This is a genomic window from Enterobacter sp. 6722112 (assembly GCF_058661685.1).
In genome coordinates, this window is record NZ_JBZWGR010000007.1 from 3469497 (window position 1) to 3488311 (window position 18815).

17 protein-coding genes are annotated in these 18815 nt (G+C 59.4%); 2 read left to right on the forward strand and 15 right to left on the reverse strand.

Translation table 11 applies throughout. The features are described from left to right. Position 1: 1 nt before the first annotated feature. The 3 genes from AC4OVU_RS18025 to tkt form a co-directional block, all read right to left on the reverse strand. Entirely contained in the window at positions 2 to 1381 is a 1380-nt protein-coding gene (locus tag AC4OVU_RS18025; protein ID WP_023295398.1) for a PTS mannitol transporter subunit IIBC, read from the reverse strand. Positions 1382 to 1408: 27 nt separating this feature from the next. Beyond that, entirely contained in the window at positions 1409 to 1852 is a 444-nt protein-coding gene (gene cmtB, locus AC4OVU_RS18030) for a PTS mannitol transporter subunit IIA (RefSeq protein WP_110292417.1), read from the reverse strand. A gap of 313 nt (positions 1853 to 2165) precedes the next feature. Continuing rightward, positions 2166 to 4157 carry a transketolase gene (gene tkt, locus AC4OVU_RS18035; RefSeq protein ID WP_110292418.1) on the reverse strand — a complete coding sequence of 664 codons (1992 nt, stop codon included), beginning with the start codon at positions 4155 to 4157 and terminating at the stop codon, positions 2166 to 2168. Positions 4158 to 4429: 272 nt separating this feature from the next. On the opposite strand from tkt, the gene loiP reads away from it, so the two are divergent. Both loiP and AC4OVU_RS18045 read left to right on the forward strand, forming a co-directional pair. Continuing rightward, positions 4430 to 5188, forward strand: coding sequence for a metalloprotease LoiP (loiP, locus tag AC4OVU_RS18040; protein WP_017382909.1), 759 nt, complete (start codon positions 4430 to 4432; stop codon positions 5186 to 5188). Between the two features lie 210 nt (positions 5189 to 5398). Next, positions 5399 to 6667, forward strand: a complete 1269-nt coding sequence (locus AC4OVU_RS18045) for an OprD family outer membrane porin (RefSeq protein WP_017382910.1) — start codon at positions 5399 to 5401, stop codon at positions 6665 to 6667. An 82-nt stretch (positions 6668 to 6749) separates the two neighbouring features. Here the strand turns inward: AC4OVU_RS18045 and AC4OVU_RS18050 are convergent, their stop codons facing one another. The 12 genes from AC4OVU_RS18050 to AC4OVU_RS18105 all read right to left on the reverse strand — a co-directional run bounded on the left by AC4OVU_RS18050 (position 6750) and on the right by AC4OVU_RS18105 (position 18806). Continuing rightward, positions 6750 to 8390, reverse strand: coding sequence for a thiamine pyrophosphate-binding protein (locus AC4OVU_RS18050; RefSeq protein WP_045907076.1), 1641 nt, complete (start codon positions 8388 to 8390; stop codon positions 6750 to 6752). 13 nt (positions 8391 to 8403) lie between these two features. Then, positions 8404 to 9873, reverse strand: coding sequence for an aldehyde dehydrogenase (locus tag AC4OVU_RS18055; RefSeq protein WP_110292419.1), 1470 nt, complete (start codon positions 9871 to 9873; stop codon positions 8404 to 8406). 9 nt (positions 9874 to 9882) lie between these two features. Continuing rightward, the gene (locus AC4OVU_RS18060; RefSeq protein WP_110292420.1) at positions 9883 to 10653 is read right to left on the reverse strand and encodes an aspartate dehydrogenase; all 771 of its coding nucleotides are present in this window, start codon (positions 10651 to 10653) and stop codon (positions 9883 to 9885) included. A 9-nt stretch (positions 10654 to 10662) separates the two neighbouring features. Next, positions 10663 to 11457, reverse strand: coding sequence for an SDR family oxidoreductase (locus AC4OVU_RS18065; RefSeq protein WP_015571822.1), 795 nt, complete (start codon positions 11455 to 11457; stop codon positions 10663 to 10665). Beyond that, the gene (locus AC4OVU_RS18070) at positions 11441 to 12211 is read right to left on the reverse strand and encodes an alpha/beta fold hydrolase (protein WP_032619068.1); all 771 of its coding nucleotides are present in this window, start codon (positions 12209 to 12211) and stop codon (positions 11441 to 11443) included. The genes AC4OVU_RS18065 and AC4OVU_RS18070 overlap by 17 nt, the downstream gene beginning before the upstream one ends. 10 nt (positions 12212 to 12221) lie before the next feature. Further along, positions 12222 to 12752, reverse strand: a complete 531-nt coding sequence (locus AC4OVU_RS18075) for a cupin domain-containing protein (protein WP_015571824.1) — start codon at positions 12750 to 12752, stop codon at positions 12222 to 12224. A 10-nt stretch (positions 12753 to 12762) separates the two neighbouring features. Beyond that, positions 12763 to 14019 carry an MFS transporter gene (locus AC4OVU_RS18080; protein WP_491928761.1) on the reverse strand — a complete coding sequence of 419 codons (1257 nt, stop codon included), beginning with the start codon at positions 14017 to 14019 and terminating at the stop codon, positions 12763 to 12765. Positions 14020 to 14044: 25 nt separating this feature from the next. Next, positions 14045 to 15232, reverse strand: coding sequence for an NAD(P)/FAD-dependent oxidoreductase (locus AC4OVU_RS18085; protein ID WP_110292421.1), 1188 nt, complete (start codon positions 15230 to 15232; stop codon positions 14045 to 14047). After that, entirely contained in the window at positions 15229 to 16155 is a 927-nt protein-coding gene (locus AC4OVU_RS18090) for a VOC family protein (RefSeq protein ID WP_015571827.1), read from the reverse strand. The genes AC4OVU_RS18085 and AC4OVU_RS18090 overlap by 4 nt, the downstream gene beginning before the upstream one ends. 78 nt (positions 16156 to 16233) lie before the next feature. Continuing rightward, the gene (locus AC4OVU_RS18095) at positions 16234 to 17022 is read right to left on the reverse strand and encodes an IclR family transcriptional regulator (RefSeq protein ID WP_045333642.1); all 789 of its coding nucleotides are present in this window, start codon (positions 17020 to 17022) and stop codon (positions 16234 to 16236) included. Positions 17023 to 17034: 12 nt separating this feature from the next. After that, complete coding sequence (locus tag AC4OVU_RS18100) at positions 17035 to 17784, reverse strand: SDR family oxidoreductase (protein WP_045347328.1); 750 nt, start codon at positions 17782 to 17784, stop codon at positions 17035 to 17037. After that, complete coding sequence (locus AC4OVU_RS18105) at positions 17784 to 18806, reverse strand: Rieske 2Fe-2S domain-containing protein (RefSeq protein ID WP_006811913.1); 1023 nt, start codon at positions 18804 to 18806, stop codon at positions 17784 to 17786. The genes AC4OVU_RS18100 and AC4OVU_RS18105 overlap by 1 nt, the downstream gene beginning before the upstream one ends. Between the last annotated feature and the right edge of the window lie 9 nt (positions 18807 to 18815).

Consider the following 18815-nt stretch of genomic DNA (forward strand, 5'->3'; position numbering starts at 1 on the left):
ATTAATTCGCCGTTAAATGCTTAAAGAGATCGTCAAGCTGCGGATCGCCGAGATAGTTTTTTATCAGCACTAACGGTTTGTCACTGACCCGTTTAGCACGCCCCTCCAGGCTGGCATGGGTAACAATAATGTCCGCATCGTCAGGCACATTTTCGATGGCGTAATGTTTTACGTCGATATCTCGCCCGGCCTTTTCCAGACGCTTGCGGAATGTCGTCGCGCCCATAGCGCTGGAGCCCATTCCGGCATCGCAGACAAAAGCGATGCGCTTAATATCCCGATAAGAAAACTTGCCTTCCTGCTTCATGGCTTTTACGGCGTTGGCAGAATCATTGAAAGTATCTTCCGTTTCAGCTTCATGGCTTTTATCCATTTTTAAGATCAGGGAGGTGACTGCAAAAGAGACCAGAGTGCCTGCCGTTACGCCAGCAATCGTTGCGAGAAAAGCACCCTTAGGTGTTAACGCGAGATAGGCGAAAATCGAACCCGGACTTGGGCCAGCTACCAGACCACCGCCCAACATATTAAATATCCACGTTCCGCTCATGCCGCCAGCAATCATCGCAATCAGCGTCAGCGGTTTCATCAGTACGTAAGGGAAATAGAGCTCATGAATGCCGCCCAGGAAGTGAATAATCATCGCGCCAGGGGCTGATTTCTTTGCCATCCCTTTGCCAAAAAAAGTAAAAGCCAGCAGCAGACCTAATCCCGGCCCGGGGTTGGAGGCCACCATAAAGAAGATGGATTTACCCGTTTCGGAAGCCTGCTGCATTCCCAGCGGATAATAAACACCCTGATCGATAGCGTTATTTAAAAACAGGATTTTTGCCGGTTCGTTAATCAGCGACAGCAGCGGCAAATAGCCCGCATGCACCAGTGCTTCAATACATTCTTTGATAAAGTTATTGGCAATTAACACCGCAGGGCCGATCACTTCAAATCCCAGCAGGCAGAGGAGCATGCCCGCAATACCCAGCGAGAAGTTGTTGATGACCATCTCAAAACCAGCGGGAATGCGTTTATCCAGCAGCCGATCGATGTGCTTAATCACCAGACCGCCAAGTGGCCCCATGATCATTGAGCCGAGGAACATAGGAATATCCGCGCCGATAATCACGCCGATAGTGCCGATCCCCCCCATCACCGCCCCACGTTTGCCGCCAACCAGGTGTCCACCGGTAGAGCCAATCATCACCGGCAATAAATAGGTGATCATCGGACCGACAATTTTGGCAAAATGCTCATTTGGCATCCAGCCGGTTGGAATAAATAATGCGGTAATAAATCCCCAGGCAATAAAAGCGCCAATATTCGGGATGACCATTGCAGTCAAAAAGCCCCCAAAAGCCTGGACCTTTGCACGAGCAGACTTGTGTTCCATAATAATGTCCTGTAAAGGAGAGAATAATTATGCGCGAGCGATAATATCCGCCAACTGCTTTTCTGACTTAGCGGTTAACAACGCCGACAGTTTATCTTCTTCACATAATAATTCGCTTAATGCCTGGATAGCGCCGATATGTGAATCCGCATCCGCCGCCGATAAACCAATGAGTAATTTCACGGGCTCATCGTCGTCGGCAAACTGCACTTCCTGTTTAAGAAGCGTTAATGACATACCTGTTTTTAAGGCACCGCACTCCGGACGGGCATGAGGCATCGCTACACCCGGAGCGAGAATGTAATAAGGACCATTAGTGAGCGTCGAGGTTTTAATTGCTTCAATATAACCAGCGCTAATATAATGATTTTGCAGCAAAGACGACATGGACAAATCAATGGCTTCCTGCCAGTCCTTTGCTGCGGATTTTATTGATATTGAGGATTCAGGGAAATAATCAATTAACCGCATATATCATCCTTATTTTATTTTTAGGGTACAACGTATCGCTAAAAACAAAATACGCCTGCGGTAAAATGAAATCAAACGGGGAGAAAATGGCGAGCGTGTCAGAACGCATTTTAATAAAACGAATGAAAACATATCGTTAAAAACAAGAAATAAAAAAGCAAGTCTATATATGTGATATTCATTGCAAATTACACATATTATGACTTTACGTATTTGTGATGGGAATCACCAAATATATGTTGTTAACACAAAAAAAATACCATCGAAATAAAAACGGGCCGCCTTAGCGACCCGTTTTGCCTCACTGGGAGAGTTACAGCAGTTCTTTCGCCTTAGCGACAACGTTCTCAACGGTGAAGCCGAACTCTTCAAACAGCTGTTCAGCCGGCGCAGACTCACCAAACGTGGTCATACCGACGATAGCACCGTTCAGGCCCACGTATTTGTACCAGTAGTCAGCGATACCCGCCTCCACCGCCACGCGAGCGGAGACCGCTTTAGGCAGTACGGATTCGCGGTACGCGGCATCCTGCTTGTCGAACGCATCGGTAGACGGCATGGAGACTACGCGCGCTTTCACGCCTTCAGCAGTCAGTTTTTCCCATGCGGCAACGGCCAGTTCAACTTCAGAACCGGTCGCGATGAAGATCAGCTCAGGCTGGCCTGCGCAATCTTTCAGCACGTAACCACCGCGCGCGATGTTTGCCAGCTGCTCTGGGGTACGCTCCTGCTGCGCCAGGTTCTGACGGGAGAGGATCAGTGCGGTCGGGCCATCATGACGCTCAACGCCGTATTTCCACGCCACCGCGGATTCAACCTGGTCACATGGACGCCATGTGCTCATGTTCGGGGTCACGCGCAAGGAAGCCACCTGCTCTACCGGCTGGTGAGTTGGACCATCTTCGCCCAGACCGATGGAGTCGTGGGTGTAGACCATCACCTGACGCTGTTTCATCAGCGCAGCCATACGCACGGCGTTACGTGCATATTCAACGAACATCAGGAAAGTAGAGGTGTACGGCAGGAAACCACCGTGCAGAGAGATACCGTTGGCAATCGCAGTCATACCGAATTCACGTACACCGTAATGGATGTAGTTACCGGCAGTGTCTTCGTTGATCGCTTTAGAACCGGACCAGATAGTCAGGTTAGAAGGCGCCAGGTCAGCGGAGCCGCCGAGGAACTCTGGCAGCAGAGGACCGAACGCTTCAATCGCATTCTGAGACGCTTTACGGCTCGCGATTTTAGACGGGTTCGCCTGCAGCTTAGCAATGAACTCGTTCGCTTTCGCGTCGAAGTCAGACGGCATGTCGCCTTTCATGCGACGGGTGAACTCAGCCGCTTCCTGAGGGAAGGCCTTCGCATAGGCAGCGAACTTCTCGTTCCAGGCCGCTTCTTTCGCCTGGCCCACTTCTTTTGCATCCCACTGAGCGTAGATCTCAGATGGGATTTCGAATGCAGGGTGTTTCCAGCCCAGAGCTTCACGGGTCAGTGCAATTTCCGCGTCACCCAGCGGCGCGCCGTGGGAGTCGTGCGTACCCGCTTTGTTCGGCGAACCGAAGCCGATGATGGTTTTACACATCAGCAGAGACGGTTTGTCCGTCACAGCGCGCGCTTCTTCTACGGCACGTTTAATCGAGTCAGCATCGTGGCCATCAACGCCACGCACAACGTGCCAGCCGTAGGCTTCGAAGCGTGCGGCGGTGTCGTCAGTGAACCAGCCTTCAACGTGACCGTCGATGGAGATACCGTTGTCGTCATAGAACGCAACCAGTTTGCCCAGCTTCAGGGTACCTGCCAGGGAGCACACTTCGTGAGAAATGCCTTCCATCATGCAGCCGTCGCCCATGAACGCGTAGGTGAAGTGGTCAACGATGTCGTGACCAGGACGGTTGAACTGCGCCGCCAGCGTCTTCTCTGCAATCGCCATCCCTACGGCGTTAGCGATGCCCTGACCCAGCGGACCGGTAGTGGTTTCAACGCCAGCGGTGTAGCCCACTTCCGGGTGACCTGGAGTTTTGGAGTGCAGCTGACGGAAGTTTTTCAGCTCTTCGATTGGCAGATCGTAGCCAGTGAGGTGCAGCAGGCTGTAGATCAGCATAGAGCCGTGGCCGTTAGACAGCACGAAACGGTCGCGGTCTGCCCATGATGGGTTCTGCGGGTTGTGGTTAAGGAAATCACGCCACAGGACTTCGGCGATGTCAGCCATGCCCATAGGGGCGCCCGGGTGGCCGGATTTGGCTTTCTGTACTGCGTCCATGCTCAGCGCACGAATAGCATTAGCAAGCTCTTTACGTGAGGACATTTTAACTCCAGATCGGACTGTTAAAGGCCATGCCCTTGACGACAGCGCGTTTTGGGCTACGCCGGAAAAAAGTGCCAACAATGTAACCCAAGCCGCAGGGCATGTACATGGACCATTCTTTTGCAGCTTAAGAAATCTCTGGATCATGCTCGCATGTTGCGCAATCTGCTCGCCCGCCCCTGTCGATATTCCTTATACTTAGCCCGACACCGGCTTCGTTGACGGTGCATTTTTCGGAATTAATTCAGATTAACGAGTACGGAAGCAACATCATGAAAATGCGTGCAATCGGGCTGGCTGTGGGAACAACGCTCCTGCTAAGCGGCTGTCAGAATATGGATTCTAACGGCCTGATGACCTCAGGCGCAGAAGCTTTTCAGGCCTACTCATTGAGCGATGCGCAGGTGAAAGCGTTGAGCGACGAGGCCTGTAAGGATATGGATGGAAAAGCTACGCTTGCCCCGGCAAACAGCACCTACACGCAGCGTCTGAACAAGATTGCTTCCGCGCTGGGCGACAACATTAACGGTCAGCCGGTGAACTATAAGGTGTATATGGCGAAAGACGTCAACGCCTTTGCGATGGCGAACGGCTGTATCCGCGTTTACAGCGGCCTAATGGACATGATGACCGACAACGAAGTGGAAGCGGTGATCGGCCATGAAATGGGTCACGTTGCACTGGGTCACGTGAAGAAAGGGATGCAGGTTGCGCTGGGCACCAATGCCGTGCGCGCAGCGGCGGCCTCTGCGGGCGGCATCGTCGGCAGCCTGTCCCAGTCGCAGCTGGGCGACGTGGGCGAAAAACTGGTGAACTCGCAGTTCTCCCAGCGTCAGGAGTCGGAAGCGGATGACTACTCTTACGATCTGTTGCGCAAACGCGGCATCAATCCATCGGGTTTAGCTACCAGCTTCGAAAAACTGGCGAAACTGGAGGAGGGCCGTCAAAGCTCCATGTTTGACGATCACCCGGCTTCGGAAGAGCGTGCGCAGCATATTCGCGACCGTATGGCGGCAGACGGAATTAAATAATTTCAGAAGGAGGCAGTTTTGCCTCCTTTTTATTTCGCATGAATTGTTAACTTAAAAGCACGTATCGATAACACCCCTGAAAGCCCCGCCAAATCTACCCTGCCACTCTGAAATGTCTGGTCACATAATTATTGCAAAGGTTACTTTTTCCGGTAATTATCTCTTCCGCAGTTATTCAAATTAATATATCCAGACAGAGACGTTCCCTCCGTGAAAAAAGAATTATCATTAATTGCTTTAAGTTTATTTGCCGCATTACCTGCCGCCGCAAGCCAGCAATCCGACAGCAAGGGTTTTATTGACGACAGCCATCTGGATCTGTTTTTACGCAATGCGTATATCAGCCGCGACTACCATCAGGGCCAGCAGGACAAAGCCGAATGGGGTCAGGGGATCATCGCCACGTTTGCATCCGGCTATACCGAAGGGCTGGTGGGCTTCGGCGTGGACGGTATCGCGCAGTATGGCGTGCGTCTGGACGGTGGCCGCGGCAAGAGCGGCGCGGGCGGCATCGACTTCTTTAAGCAGGAAGACGACGGCCGGGCAAAATCCGATCTGGCAAAGTTTGGCGCGACGGCCAAAATGCGCATCTCCAATACCGTGCTGAGCTACGGGAACCAGCGTCCTGAACTGCCAATCATTACATCCGACAGCTCCCGCCTGCTGTTTGAAAGCTACACCGGCACCCTGCTGACCTCGAAAGAGATCGACGGTCTGGAAGTCAACGCCGGTTACTTCACCGACGAGCAGCGTAAAAGCGATGACCGCCACGACAGCGGACTGAAGAGCCTCTCCTTCGGCGGTGCGAGCTATCAGTTTAACGACCAGTTCAGCGGCGCGCTGTACGCCTCTCATAACGAAGAGGTGATGAACAAGCAGTACCTGGGCATGAACTTCAAACAGCCGTTCAGTACCGGGCAGCAGCTGGTGCTCGACTTCAACGGCTATAACTCCCGTCTCGACCAGCATTACGCGGACAGCCTCAACACGGGCCGCAGCAACACCATCTGGAGCCTGGCAGCGAGCTATATCTGGGACATTCACACGTTCAAAGTGGCGTACCAGCAGAGCAGCGGCAGTACCGGCTACAACTACGGCGGCTATCGCGACAAAGGCGGAGTGGGTGACGGCGGTAACACCATCTGGCTGGCGAACTCCTACTGGTCTGATTTCAACGGCGAAGATGAACGTTCCTGGCAGGCATCCTACGGTCTGGACTTTGGCGGCCTTGGCTTACCGGGCCTGAGCTGGACCACCGCCTACGTGCGCGGCGATAACATCAAAACCTCTGAAACCAGCAATGGCAAAGAACACGAGTGGTTTAACCAGATCCAGTACCAGGTGCAGGATGGCCCGGCGAAAGATCTGAAGCTGAAGCTGCGCTACTCCGTACTGCGCGTCTCCAGCAACGCCAGCGAGTACAACGTCGGCGGGGACGAGATCCGCGCTTACGTGGAATACCCGTTTAACGTGTTCTGATGAAAAAAGCCGGGTGGCGGCTTCGCCTTACCCGGCCTACCGTTTTCTCCCTGTGGAAGAGGGTTAGGATGAGGGGAAACAGCTAGTAAAGCGTCTTCTGCGGCGGCCCGGCAAACTTCAGGGCGCCAATCTGCCCCATCCGCACTTCCACTACCGACGGCCCCGGCATCGCCAGCGCCTCCGTCATCACCGCATCAAAATCCTCTGCCCGCTCAACGCTCCACGCCTGAAGGCCAATCGCCTGCGCCAGCAGGGTAAAGTCCGGCGTATGCAGCGCGTTATAATACTGACGCCCGCCGAAATACTTATCCTGAATACCGCGCATCACCCCGTAGCCGCCGTCGTTCATGACCAGCAGCGTCACGTTGGCTTTCTCCTGCGCCAGCGTCGCCAGCTCGCCTAAATTGAGGCTCAGGCCGCCGTCGCCCACCAGCCCCACCACCTTGCGCTGCGGGTTGGCAATCGCGGTGCCGATGGCCATCGGCAGCCCCATACCAATCGCCCCGGCGAGGGAGTGAATGTTCATCAGCGGACCGTTAGCCCTGAACAGGCGGCTACCCCACAGGCTGCCGGACACGGTGATATCGCGCACAAGCAGGCCATCTTTCGGCAGGGCTTTTGCTATGGCGTCGTTAAGCTTCGCATAGGCGCCGCACTGCTCGCGCAGCCCCTGCTCAGCTTGCCCGACCGCCTGCTGCACCTGCATATCCCACTGGGGACTGCCCCACTCGCGGCCCTGTACTTTTTCAGCCAGCGCGCCAAGCACCGCTGAACAATCGGCTATCAACGTGCTATCCATCAGGTAGTTACGGCTTGCCGCCGCCGGGTCGATATCGATCTGCACCCGCGGGGAAGGCAGCTCAAGCGTCCAGGATCGGGTTTCGTTGCTGCGCAGGCGAGAACCGGCCACCAGCGTAAAATCACACTGCGCAATCAGGGCCTCAACCGACGGCGAGTTGTGGAACGCGCGAAGGCTGGCGCGGTGGCTGTCCGGCAGCACGCCGCGCGCGTGGGTGCTGGAAATCACGGTGATACCCGCATCCGCCAGCGTTTTCACCGCCTCAGCGCTGCCCAGCGCCCCGCCCCCCAGCCACAGCAGCGGCTGTTTCGCCTGCTTGAGCTGCGCCCACAGCGCGTCAACCATTCCGGTATCCACGGCTGGAACCGATGCCGGTTTAACCGGTTTAGTCACCAGCGACAGCGGAATTTTGGCGCCCTGAATATCAATCGGTATTTCCACCGAGACCGGTCCGCACGGCGGGGTCTGCGCGTCCTGGATAGCTTTATGCAGAATCGCTATCGCCTGATTCGCATTGCTGATGCGGTACGCCCGTTTTGAGCTGGCCTTCAGGAAGGTCAGCTGGTCACGGGTTTCATGGATAAACCCGGTGTCGGCGTCCAGCCAGGCTTTCTCAACCTGCCCGGTTAAATGCAGCAGCGGCGTGCAGGCATTCATGGCTTCCACCAGCGCGCCTACCGCATTCCCCGCCCCCGCGCCGGTGCTGGTCAGCGCCACGCCGAGGCCGGAAAAGCGCCCGTGGGCATCGGCCATGGTGACGGAACCGGCTTCACCGCGCGCGGGCACAAAGCGGATATTGCCCCGCTGCCCAACCGCATCCGCGATCGGCAGGTTGTGAATAGAGATGACGCCGTAGATGGCCTCAACCTGATACTGCTCCAGCGTTCTGGCGATGGCGTCGCCGACGGTTATCATTTCGCTCATTGCTCACCCTTTCTCAGTCGCACCAGTGGTTGACGCTGTTACCCGTCGCCAGATAAATGCTCTTTTGTTGCATCCAGGCTTTCAGCCCCTGGATACCCTTCTCGCGGCCCAGACCGCTCTCTTTAAAGCCCCCGAACGGGGTCGAAATCGCAAAGACTTTGTAGGTGTTGATCCACACCGTGCCTGCCTCCAGCTGCTCGCTGAGACGCAGGGCGCGCCCGGTATCGCGCGTCCAGATCCCCGCCGCCAGGCCGTAAACCGAGTCGTTCGCCTCGCGGATAAGCGTGGCTTCATCGCCAAACGGCATCGCCACCAGCACCGGGCCGAAGATCTCTTCCTGACAGGCGCGGGCGATGTTGCTCAGCCCTTCGATAATCGTGGGCTGGAAAAAGCTGCCGTTTGCCAGAGCGGGATCGGCGGGGATCTCGCCGCCGCACAGCACGCGGCCCCCTTCACGCTTCGCCAGTTCGACGTACTGGATCACGCTCTGGCGATGTTTTTCGCCGATCAGCGGTCCGACATGCACGCCGTCGGTAAACGGATGTCCGACACGCAGCCCGCGAGTTAATTCCAGCAGCCTCGCCATCAGCGGGGCGTAAATGCTCTCGTGGATAAACAGCCGCGACCCGGCGATACACGCCTGCCCCGCCGAGCTGAAAATGCCATAGCAGATCCCGCGCGCGGCCTGTTCGATATCAGCATCCTCCAGCACAATGGTCGGCGATTTGCCGCCCAGCTCCAGCGAGGCCGGGATCAGTTTTTCCGCCGCCACGTGCGCCAGATGACGGCCCGTGGTGGTACCGCCGGTAAAGGAAATTTTGCGCACGCGAGGATGACGCGCCAGCGCATCGCCAATCACCGAGCCTTTACCCGGCAGGACGCTCAGCAGCCCGGCGGGCAGCCCGGCCTGTTCAAAAATCCGCGCCAGCTCCAGCGCCATCAGCGGCGTGGCTTCGGCGGGCTTGAGGATCACCGCGTTCCCGGCGGCAATCGCCGGTGCGACCTTCTGCATTTCGCTGGCAATCGGCGAGTTCCACGGCGTGATGGCCGCCACCACGCCAAGGGGCTCATAGCGGCTCAGCGTCAGCAGATCCGGCTGGCGCGGCGTCGGAAGTTCCCCTTCCAGCAGCTCGCAGGCGGCGGCAAAGTAGCGCGCCGTTCCCGCCGCGCTCATCACCAGCCCGCGCGCTTCCGCCAGCGGCTTGCCGTTATCACGGCTCTGCATCTGCGCCAGCGCGTCGATGCGGGATTCAATGAGATCGGCAACCTTATGCAGGATCTTCGCGCGCATGTGCGGCAGGCTGTTACGCCATGCGGGATCGCGCCAGGCGCGCTCCCCGGCGTCTACCGCCTCCTCAAGGTCATCCAGACTGGCGGCGTTCAGCGTCGCGTTGATCGACCCGTCTGCCGGGAAGTGGCTCTGCATCGGGTTGCCGCCGCCGTGTCGCCACTGGCCGCCGATAAAAATCTTCAGATCGTCCATCGTCTCTCCTCAGCTCAGGGCCAGCTCGCGGCAGGCGCGCACCGCGCTCAGTGCCGCCAGGGTGGAGGTTTTAGGATTAGAAGCCAGCGGCAGTCCGCTCAGCTCCAGATGAAACTCGCCGAACAATCCTTCCACATGGAGCGTGTGGGTGTTACGTTTCGTTGCCGGGTCAACCATCAGCTGCACGCGGGTGTCGTCCATCCCGACGCCGCCGAGCGCCACGGTCGCCGCCACGTTGGCGTTCGCCGGGAACAGGCGCGCCGCCTCGCGGGCGCTGCCTTCAAAAAAGACCTTTGCCTCTGACACCGCATTCAGATCGATAAGCTGCTCGGCATAGCTGCCGCGCCAGCTGGCCGGGCTTTTGCGCGATTGATAGGTAACGCGCTCAAGGCCGCCCTCTTTCGCCGCCGCCAGCCCGTCGATACCGGCCACCGCACCGGAAAGCAGGGTCATTTTTCCGCCCGCAGCAAGCAGACGCTGCTCCAGCGCGCTGTACGCCAGCGCGCCGGTGGAAATGACGGCCAGATGCCAGCCGCGACGCAGGATCTCTTCCCCGTACTGGGCCACCGCCTGCTGGCTGGCGCATTCCAGCACCAGATCCGGCGTTTGTGCGCACGCCATCGGCGACGTCAGCGCCTCAACCGCATCGCCAAACTGGTCGTGAATGGCGGCATGGTGAGACGCGCGCGCCACGATCCAGCCGATAGCCACGCCGGCGGGCAGGCGCTCAATCACCGCCTGCGCCATGGCGCCAAAACCAATCAACATTACCTTTTTCATGATGTGTCCTTACAGATGGCGGCAGAAGCCGCCGGAAACGTCCAGCGCCGCGCCGGTGGTAAACGAGGCCAGCGGCGAAGCGAGGAACAGCAGCGCCTGCGCGGGCTCCTGCGGCTTGCCGAGGCGCGCCATCGGAATGCCTCGCTTGCGCGCGATATCCGCCGTCCATTCCGGCCAGCTCTGGCTTTTGTCCGCCCGGTTTTCAAAGCGGCGCTGCCACTGGCCGGATTCCACCATGCCGAGCAGAATGGAATTGACGCGAATACCTTTGCCCACCAGCTCTTTCGACAGCGTCAGCGTCATGTTCAGCAGCGCGGCACGAGCGGCAGAGGTGGCGATCATGTGCTCCTCCGGCTGTAGCGCCAGCAGGGAGTTCACACAGGTAACAGAGGCAATGTCGGACTGCTCCAGCAGAGGCTGAAACGCCTGCACCGGGTTAATCACCCCGAACAGTTTGAGTTCGGCTTCGTGCAGCCACGCCTCGCGCGGGGTGTCATGGAAGTGCGCCACGTAGCCCTGCCCGGCGTTGTTGATCAGCATATCCGCCGCGCCAAAACGCGCCTGTACCGCATCCGCAAAGGCCTGAACTTCGTCGGCGTTCAGCACGTCGCAGCGGTAAGCAAAAATCTCCCCGTGAGGAAATTCGTTTTGCAGCGTCGCATGGGCGCTGGCGAGCCGGTCCGGGTCACGGCCGCAGAAGGCGACTTTCGCCCCTTCACCCAGCAGCAGGCGCAGCGTTTCAAAGCCAATGCCGGAAGAACCGCCGGTAACGACCGCTACGCGCCCGTCAATTTGTGCATTCATCGCGCACCTCTTCGTTAATGCGTAAAAGCTGTTGGTTGAAAAACGCGTCGTTATCGAGATAGCTGGCGTGCCCGGCCTGCGGAATGGCGATAAACGGCATGCCGTAGCGCAGCGCCAGACCCTGAACCAGTTCCGGCTGGGTGATGGCATCCTGCTCGCCGCACCAGACTTCAAACGTGCCGGAGTAGCGTTTAAGCCAGCCGTGGATATCGTCATGCGCCAGCATCCACGCGGCGGCAAGGTAGCCTTCCGGGCGCAGCGCCCGCATGCCCGCCGCGACGGTGGCGATATCTTCCGCGCGCGCGCCGGGGCGCAGCAGCTTCGCGGCGCGGGTCTGGGCGAGGATGTCGCCCCCCAGCGCCATCTGCTGCTCGCGGTTACGCCAGACCTGCTCCCGCTGCTCCGGCGCGGCATTGCCGTACCCCTGCGCGGCGTCGGCCAGCACCAGATGAATGACGCGATCCGGGAACTTTGCCGCAAAGGCGCTGGCCACCAGCGCCCCCAGGGAATGGCCGACCAGCACTGCCTGCCAGACACCGGCGCGATCCAGCATCGCCGCCAGCGCGTCGGCGTAATCCCCCGCGTTCGCCCGCGCTACGGCCAGCATCGGGCTTTCGCCGTAACCGGGCATGTCCCACGCCAGCACGCGAAAACCGTTCAGCGCCATTTGCTTGTGCCAGGAGGCGGCGCCGGAGCTGATCCCGTGCAGCAGCATCAGCGGAATACCGCTTCCCTGTTCACGAAAACCCGTCATCATGCCCCCCTTAGTTCCGCTTCACTTTGGAAAGCGGATGGTCGGACGGATAGGTTGGGATTTCCGGCTTGTTGGTCCCCAGCATGACGCACATCAGCGCTTCTTCTTCGCCGTGGTTAAACAGGCCGCGATAGATGCCCGGCGGAACGGAGATCAGGTCACGCTCACGCAGCACGGTTTCTGTGTAGTTGTCGCCGTCCTGGATCATCAGCGTGATCTGCCCCTTGAGCATGAAGAACACCTCTTCCACGTCGTCGTGCAGGTGCAGCGGTCCTTCGCACTTCGACGGCAGCACCATGGTGGAGAAGGTAAAATGGTCCGCCTGCACGGTGTTGGTGTCGTTCGCGACGCCCGTTGCGCCGGTGCCGATGTAGCGCATCTGCGCCCGGCGGTATTTCGGGTCAAAATCGGCCTGGAACTTCAGCGCGTTCCAGTCGTATTTACGGCCTTCGAAGCGCGCGATGCGCGACTCGACCCACTCTTCCATCGTCAGATGGTCAGGTTTGATGCCTGTTGTGTTGGTTACGGTTGAATCAGTCATGACACTCTCCTCAGTAACGTCTCAGCAGCGGCAGTAACAGGACGCAGCCCACCGCCGCCATCACCGCCAGAAAAATCAGCCCGGAATCCATGCTGTGGGTGAAGGCGATAAGCGCGCCCATCACCGCCGGCGACAGCGCGCCCGCAAAGTTTCCCAGCCCGTTGAAGATACCGCCCGCCGTGGCGCTCACCCGGGGATGGGTGGCCTTCGCCAGCAGGGCGAAAATGTTGGGTGCGCCGGTGCCCCACATAAAGGTGCTGAAGCTCATCGCCGCGATGACGGCCAGCGGGGTATCAAGGTGCATCACCGCCGCCAGCCCGACGGCCGCCCCCGCCATGGAGATAAAGCATGCCGCCGCGCGCTTATCGACCCTGTCCGAGAGCCACGCGCCAATCACTTCCCCTGCCAGCATGGCGATGAACGGCATCGACGACAGCCAGCCCGCGTGCTCCAGATGAATGCCTTTGCCTTTGATCAGGTAGCCCGGCAGCCAGCCGTTGATGCCCCACAGATAGGTCAGGAAAGCGATGTTAAAGATGCAGATGATCCAGAAGTGCGGGCTGACGAACAGCTCACGCCGCGCCGCGCGCCGCTCGTCCCGGGACGCCTGCGAGGTGCCGGGTTTTGCCTCCAGGCGGATCCCGCGCAGACCAATGCGCACAAAGATAAGCACCGGCACGGTAAGCATGGCCATCACAAAGAAAGTGCTCTGCCAGCCAAAGGTGTTCAGCAGCCAGAGGGAGAGCGGGAAACCAATCGCCGCGCCCACCGGGGTACCCAGCAGCCACAGCATGGTGGCGCGTGCCTGTAAATGCTGGGGGAAGTTGTGACGTACGATGGCAAAGGCCAGCGGGAACAGCGGTCCTTCCGCCACGCCCAGCAGAATACGCAGGACGATCATCAGCGTGTAGTTATGGGTAAAGCCCATCGCCACCATCAGCACGCACCACACCGCCATCATCCCGGTGAGCAGGCGCAGCGGCGCGATTTTGTCGCCTAAACCGCTTAAAAACACCGATGAGAAGCCATAGCTCAGCAGGAAAGCGCTCATCAAAATGCCGAGACGCGTGGTGTCGAAATCAATGCCCATCGCCTGCTGGAAATGGGTATCCGAAAAGAGCGCCGCGATGCTGATTTTGTCGAAAAACGCCAGCAGCACGCAGGCCAGCAGCAACAGCGGGATGGCCCAGCGCACCGCTTTTTCGGGCGTGCGGGTCCCCTCACCGCTCGCCTCAACCGGTGCGGTGTTAGTCTCTAGTGTGGTCATCTCTCCCCCTACGGGTGCGGGTTAGCTATCGCAGTGACATCAGTGAAAAGGTCGGGTCGGCGAGCGGCACGTCGGACAGATCCCGCCCCGCCGCCATCCAGCGCTTCGCCAGCTTGACGGTACGCGCATCGTCGAACGCCACCAGCTGCGTCAGCCTCCCGTTGTCGTCCAGCGAGAAGTACAGCGCCTCTTCACGCACGACCGTTCTGCTGCCTGGCTGCGGAATACCAAGGATCTGAATATTGTGCTGATATTGATCCGACCACAGCCACGGCGCGTCGTCATAGCCTGGCGCATCGGGGTTGAGCATCGCTTTCGCCGTCGCCGCAGCCTGATTCTGGGCGAAGGCCCAGGACTGGATGCACAGCCCGTAGTGATGGTGCTGGGCGACATCTCCTGCGGCAAAGATGAACGGATCCGTCGTGCGTCCCTGGGCATCCACCACGATCCCGCGCCCGGTTTTCAGCCCCGCATCGCGCGCCAGCTCCAGATTGAGATCGACGCCGATCCCAACCACGACCGCATCAAAGGTTTCACGCTGGCCGTCGCAGTGGATGACCGGCAGGCCGCCGTCGTCCTCCAGCTCCAGCGCACCGCAGCCGGTACGGATCTCCACCCCCTGCTCGCGGTGGATGGCCTCCAGGCGCTGCGACACCTCGCCGCTCACCGAGCGCATGCACAGCGCAGGCTGCTGCTCGAACAGGGTGACCGCCACGCCGCTTTTCCGCGCCGAGGCAGCAATCTCCAGTCCGATCCAGCCGCCGCCGACGATCGCCAGTTTTTTACTTTCCGCCAGACGACTTTTCAGGCGCTGCGCGTCCTGCCAGTGGCGCAGGGTATAGACCTGCGGATGGCTGGCCCACGCCTGCGAAGGCAGGCGCGCCCGACCGCCGGTAGCGATTAAAAGGATGTTGTAACTAAGCTGCTCGCCGTTGCTAAGAACGACTTTTTTCTCATCGCGATCGACAGATTCAGCGCGCAGCGGCCGGTACCAGGCCAGGTTCAGCGCCTGCTGCACCTCGTCGCTAAACAGCCTTGGGAGCGCCGCGTCCGGCTCCAGCAAAGACGCTTTTGACAGCGGCGGGCGCTCGTAGAAATCCCACTCTTCTTCCGCTACCACGCAAATCTCGCCGTCGAAACCCTCATCGCGCAGGGTTTTCGCCGCCCAGCCGCCCGCCTGGCCGCCGCCGATAATGACAATGCGCGACGTCATACCGCCTCCGGCTTTTTCTGCTGGCGGCGTGTGTCATGGTCAATCCCGCCTTCCACCGCCCACTCGGTAAAGGAGACCAGGGAATGCTCCAGCTCACGCGGCTGCCAGTTTTCCGTCAGGTAATCATCGTTGGTGTAATACTCAAACGCCCCGCCGGTCGGGCTGTTGACGTACCAGAAGTACGCCGACGACACCGGATGACGGCCCGGCCCGATAAAGGTGCTCCAGTCATGTTTATTCATCGCGATACCGCCGCCGATCACCTCGTGGATGTCGCGCACGGTGAAGGCCACGTGGTTGAGGCCGCGCTTGCGGTTCGGCAGTTGCAGCAGGAACAGGTTGTGATGGCCGCCGCGCACGCCGCAGCGCAGGAACACGGCGCGGTTGATATAGCGGTCCGAGACCTGGAAGCCGAGCACCTCGCGGTAGAATTTCTCCACTGCCGCCAGCTCTTCCACGAAGAACACCACATGCCCCACGTTGATCGGCTGGGCGCGATCGTAAACCGGGCTGGGGGTGTCGATACGGCGGGCATCGCCCCACTGGTTAATCGGCTCGACGTTCAGCTCCACGTCAGTTTGCTGGGTCACCTGCACGCGCAGCGTCATGCCGTTCGGGTCCAGGCACTCCAGCGCGTCGCCCACTTCACGAAAACCTGGCTGTTGCGCCAGCTTCGGGCGCAGCGCGTCCAGATCAGACTGGCTGGCAACCGCCCAGGTCATGCGGCGCAGGGTGTTGCCCGCTTCAAATGCGGGCGGCAGGTCGGGGCTGTCGATCGGGTTAAGCTCCACGCGCGCGCCGCTCAGGGTGGTGAAACGCTGGCCGCTGGCATCGCCCGTCAGGCCAAAATCACGCATAAATTTGGCGCAGTGCGTCAGGTCTTCCACACCAAATTCCAGCTTTTCAATTCCGGTTACACTCATCGTTCGTTGCCTCATCTGGCCCAGACTGGGCGTAAAACATGCCCGACGCAGTCAAGCGCCTGACGTTAACTCACTGATTTAACTGGCCTGTGACAAATACCCTAAGAAGCCAGAAATTTTATCCGCCGCGAGGCGAACCTCGTTTTGCAGGCGCTCGCGGTCGCTCTGCGGGATCTCCTCCGACGGCACCAGAATGCTGACCACCGCCGCCACGCGGCCGCTTCGGTCATACACCGGGTAGACGATGGAGGAGATGCCGTGGCGGAAGAAGGATTCGCCGATGACATACCCGCGGGCTTTGTCCTGCTGCACCATCTGCCACAGGGCTTCACGGTCGTAAAGCTGCCCCGGCGTGTTGCCCGGCAGACGCTCATGCGGGAACAGCTGTTCGAAATCAGCGCGGGAAATATCGGTCAACAGCATGCGGCCGAGCGAGGTGCAGTGCACCGGCAGGCGGGTACCAATGCTGACCTGGTTGATGCGCGACCCGGCGGCGCTGACGCGGGCGATGTAGATAATGTCGCGCCCGTCGCGGATCGCCAGATGGCTGCTGCACTGGCTCACGTCGCGCAATTGCTCGATCACCGGCTGGCCGACCTGCGCCACGTCCAGCGAGGCGATGTACTCAAAGCCAAGACGCAGCACGTTCATGCCCAGCGAAAAGGTATTGGTGCGCGTGTTGCGCTCCAGAAATCCCATGTACTCCAGCGTCTGGACCACGCGATAGGCGGTAGCCTTCGGCATATCCACCAGCCGGTGCAGTTCGGCAAAGGTCAGATCGCGATGCTGCTCGCCAAAGGCCAACAGCAGCTGTAAACCGCGCTCCAGCCCCGGCACCAGATACTTCACTTCCTGATCGTTTGCCATCATCGCCCTACCTTAGTTAAAGACAAAACCGCCGTTGACCGGGATCAGCTGTCCGGTGATAAACCTCGACAGATCACTTAACAGCCAGACCACGCTGCCGGTGACATCTTCCGGCTGCTGCGCGCCGGTTAACGCGCGTCCGTTTTCGTAGAGCTGATGCCGTTCGGCGGGGACATATTCCGTCGCCTCGACGCGGGTTAGCCCCGGTGCGATGGCGTTGATCCGGATACGTTTTTCCCCCAGTTCGCGCGCCATTGAACGGGTCATGGCAATCACGGCCCCCTTGCTGGCAACGTAGGCCATCAGGCGCGGCGCGCCCCACAGCGCGGTGTCGGACGCCACGTTCACAATGCCTGCCCCTTCGCGCAGCAGCGGCACGGCGGCGCGCGTCACCAGCCAGGTGCCTTTCACGTTGACGCTCATCACCCGATCCCAGAGATCCGGATCGTAATCAAGCATGTTTTTGCCGCCCACGCCCGTTGCCATCGCCGCGTTGTTGACCAGGCCGTCAATCGGCCCCTGCTCGCCAATGGCGCTAAACGCCTGCTCAATAGAATGCGGATCGCCCAGATCGATAGCGTGCGATTCGATCGCATAGCCCTGCTCGCTCAGCCCGTGGGCGCTTTCGGCCAGCTCGCCCTGAAGGATGTCGCACATCACTACCTTCGCACCCTGCTCCGCGCAGGCCTGGGCAAAGTGGTAGCCCAGCCCGCGCGCGGCGCCGGTCACCACGATGCGCTTGCCGCTTAGCAGCCCATTCATCAGGCGGCTCCCTGCTGTGCTTCACGCATCGCCAGCTGCTCTTTGGCGGCCTTTTGCATCATGCGGCGCAGGCGCGAGAGGCCAACGTCGTGCTGATACAGGTATTCATGATCGCGCGCGTTTGGCGCCAGGCTTTCCAGCACCACACGGTCCTGCTCCAGCACTTCCCAGTGCAGTTTTTCCAGACGGTTGCGGTACATGAAGCGCCACATATCGCGCTGCCAGCCCTGCACGCGGCGGATGCGCCAGAAGAAGACGCGGCAGTTGTCGTTATCTTCCGGCACCACCATGCCGACGATAAAGAAGTGGCCGCCCGGTCCGAAGCGCTTCTTGTAAGGAATAGAGAGGCGCATCCAGCAGGTGCCGCTGTTGCCGAGCTCAACCCAGTCGAAGTTGACGCCGCTCTGCCCTTTCTTCTCGAAAATAAAACCGGTTTTGGTCGGCTGGAGCACCATGTCGGCCTTGCGATCCCCTTCCGCCATCGAGTGCGACGAGGAGTGCAGATAGGTGCCGTGCATCGGGTCCATCACGTTTTCCAGCGCGTACTGGTAATTGCATTTCCACGCGGCGGTGCAGAGGAAGTTGCTGAAGTTTTCCGTGTCGGCGAGTTCATCCGGGAAGGTCAGTTCGTCCGGCTGCTGGTCCGCGGTGACGCCAAACCACAGGAAGATGGCGCCGTGCGCCTCCTGCACGTTATAGCTGCGCACGCACTGCTGGCCGACCAGCGGACATTTATCCACGGCGGGCACGTCTTTCACCTCGCCGTTGCCCGCCACCTCTACGCCGTGATACCAGCAGGCAATGCGGTCCCCGAGGTTCCAGCCCATCGACAGGCGCGCACCGCGATGCGGACAGCGGTCCTCCAGCGCCTGAACCTGTCCATCTTTATTGCGCCAGACCACAATCTGCTCGCCCAGGCGGGTGATGCCCACCGGCGCAGACTGCACTTCCCAGCTCGCCAGCACCGGATACCAGAGGCCGCGCAGGCCTTTATCAAGATAGTTTTGTACGGTCGTCGTCATCGCGTTGCC

Coding starts and splice junctions, on each gene's coding strand:
- AC4OVU_RS18090 (WP_015571827.1), bottom strand. CDS start 16,155: ATGAGTGTAACCGGAATTGAAAAGCTGGAATTTGGTGTGGAAGACCTG.
- AC4OVU_RS18085 (WP_110292421.1), bottom strand. CDS start 15,232: ATGACGTCGCGCATTGTCATTATCGGCGGCGGCCAGGCGGGCGGCTGG.
- AC4OVU_RS18060 (WP_110292420.1), bottom strand. CDS start 10,653: ATGAAAAAGGTAATGTTGATTGGTTTTGGCGCCATGGCGCAGGCGGTG.
- tkt (WP_110292418.1), bottom strand. CDS start 4,157: ATGTCCTCACGTAAAGAGCTTGCTAATGCTATTCGTGCGCTGAGCATG.
- AC4OVU_RS18055 (WP_110292419.1), bottom strand. CDS start 9,873: ATGGACGATCTGAAGATTTTTATCGGCGGCCAGTGGCGACACGGCGGC.
- AC4OVU_RS18095 (WP_045333642.1), bottom strand. CDS start 17,022: ATGGCAAACGATCAGGAAGTGAAGTATCTGGTGCCGGGGCTGGAGCGC.
- AC4OVU_RS18065 (WP_015571822.1), bottom strand. CDS start 11,457: ATGAATGCACAAATTGACGGGCGCGTAGCGGTCGTTACCGGCGGTTCT.
- AC4OVU_RS18080 (WP_491928761.1), bottom strand. CDS start 14,019: ATGACCACACTAGAGACTAACACCGCACCGGTTGAGGCGAGCGGTGAG.
- cmtB (WP_110292417.1), bottom strand. CDS start 1,852: ATGCGGTTAATTGATTATTTCCCTGAATCCTCAATATCAATAAAATCC.
- AC4OVU_RS18070 (WP_032619068.1), bottom strand. CDS start 12,211: ATGACGGGTTTTCGTGAACAGGGAAGCGGTATTCCGCTGATGCTGCTG.
- AC4OVU_RS18100 (WP_045347328.1), bottom strand. CDS start 17,784: ATGAATGGGCTGCTAAGCGGCAAGCGCATCGTGGTGACCGGCGCCGCG.
- AC4OVU_RS18075 (WP_015571824.1), bottom strand. CDS start 12,752: ATGACTGATTCAACCGTAACCAACACAACAGGCATCAAACCTGACCAT.
- loiP (WP_017382909.1), top strand. CDS start 4,430: ATGAAAATGCGTGCAATCGGGCTGGCTGTGGGAACAACGCTCCTGCTA.
- AC4OVU_RS18025 (WP_023295398.1), bottom strand. CDS start 1,381: ATGGAACACAAGTCTGCTCGTGCAAAGGTCCAGGCTTTTGGGGGCTTT.
- AC4OVU_RS18105 (WP_006811913.1), bottom strand. CDS start 18,806: ATGACGACGACCGTACAAAACTATCTTGATAAAGGCCTGCGCGGCCTC.
- AC4OVU_RS18050 (WP_045907076.1), bottom strand. CDS start 8,390: ATGAGCGAAATGATAACCGTCGGCGACGCCATCGCCAGAACGCTGGAG.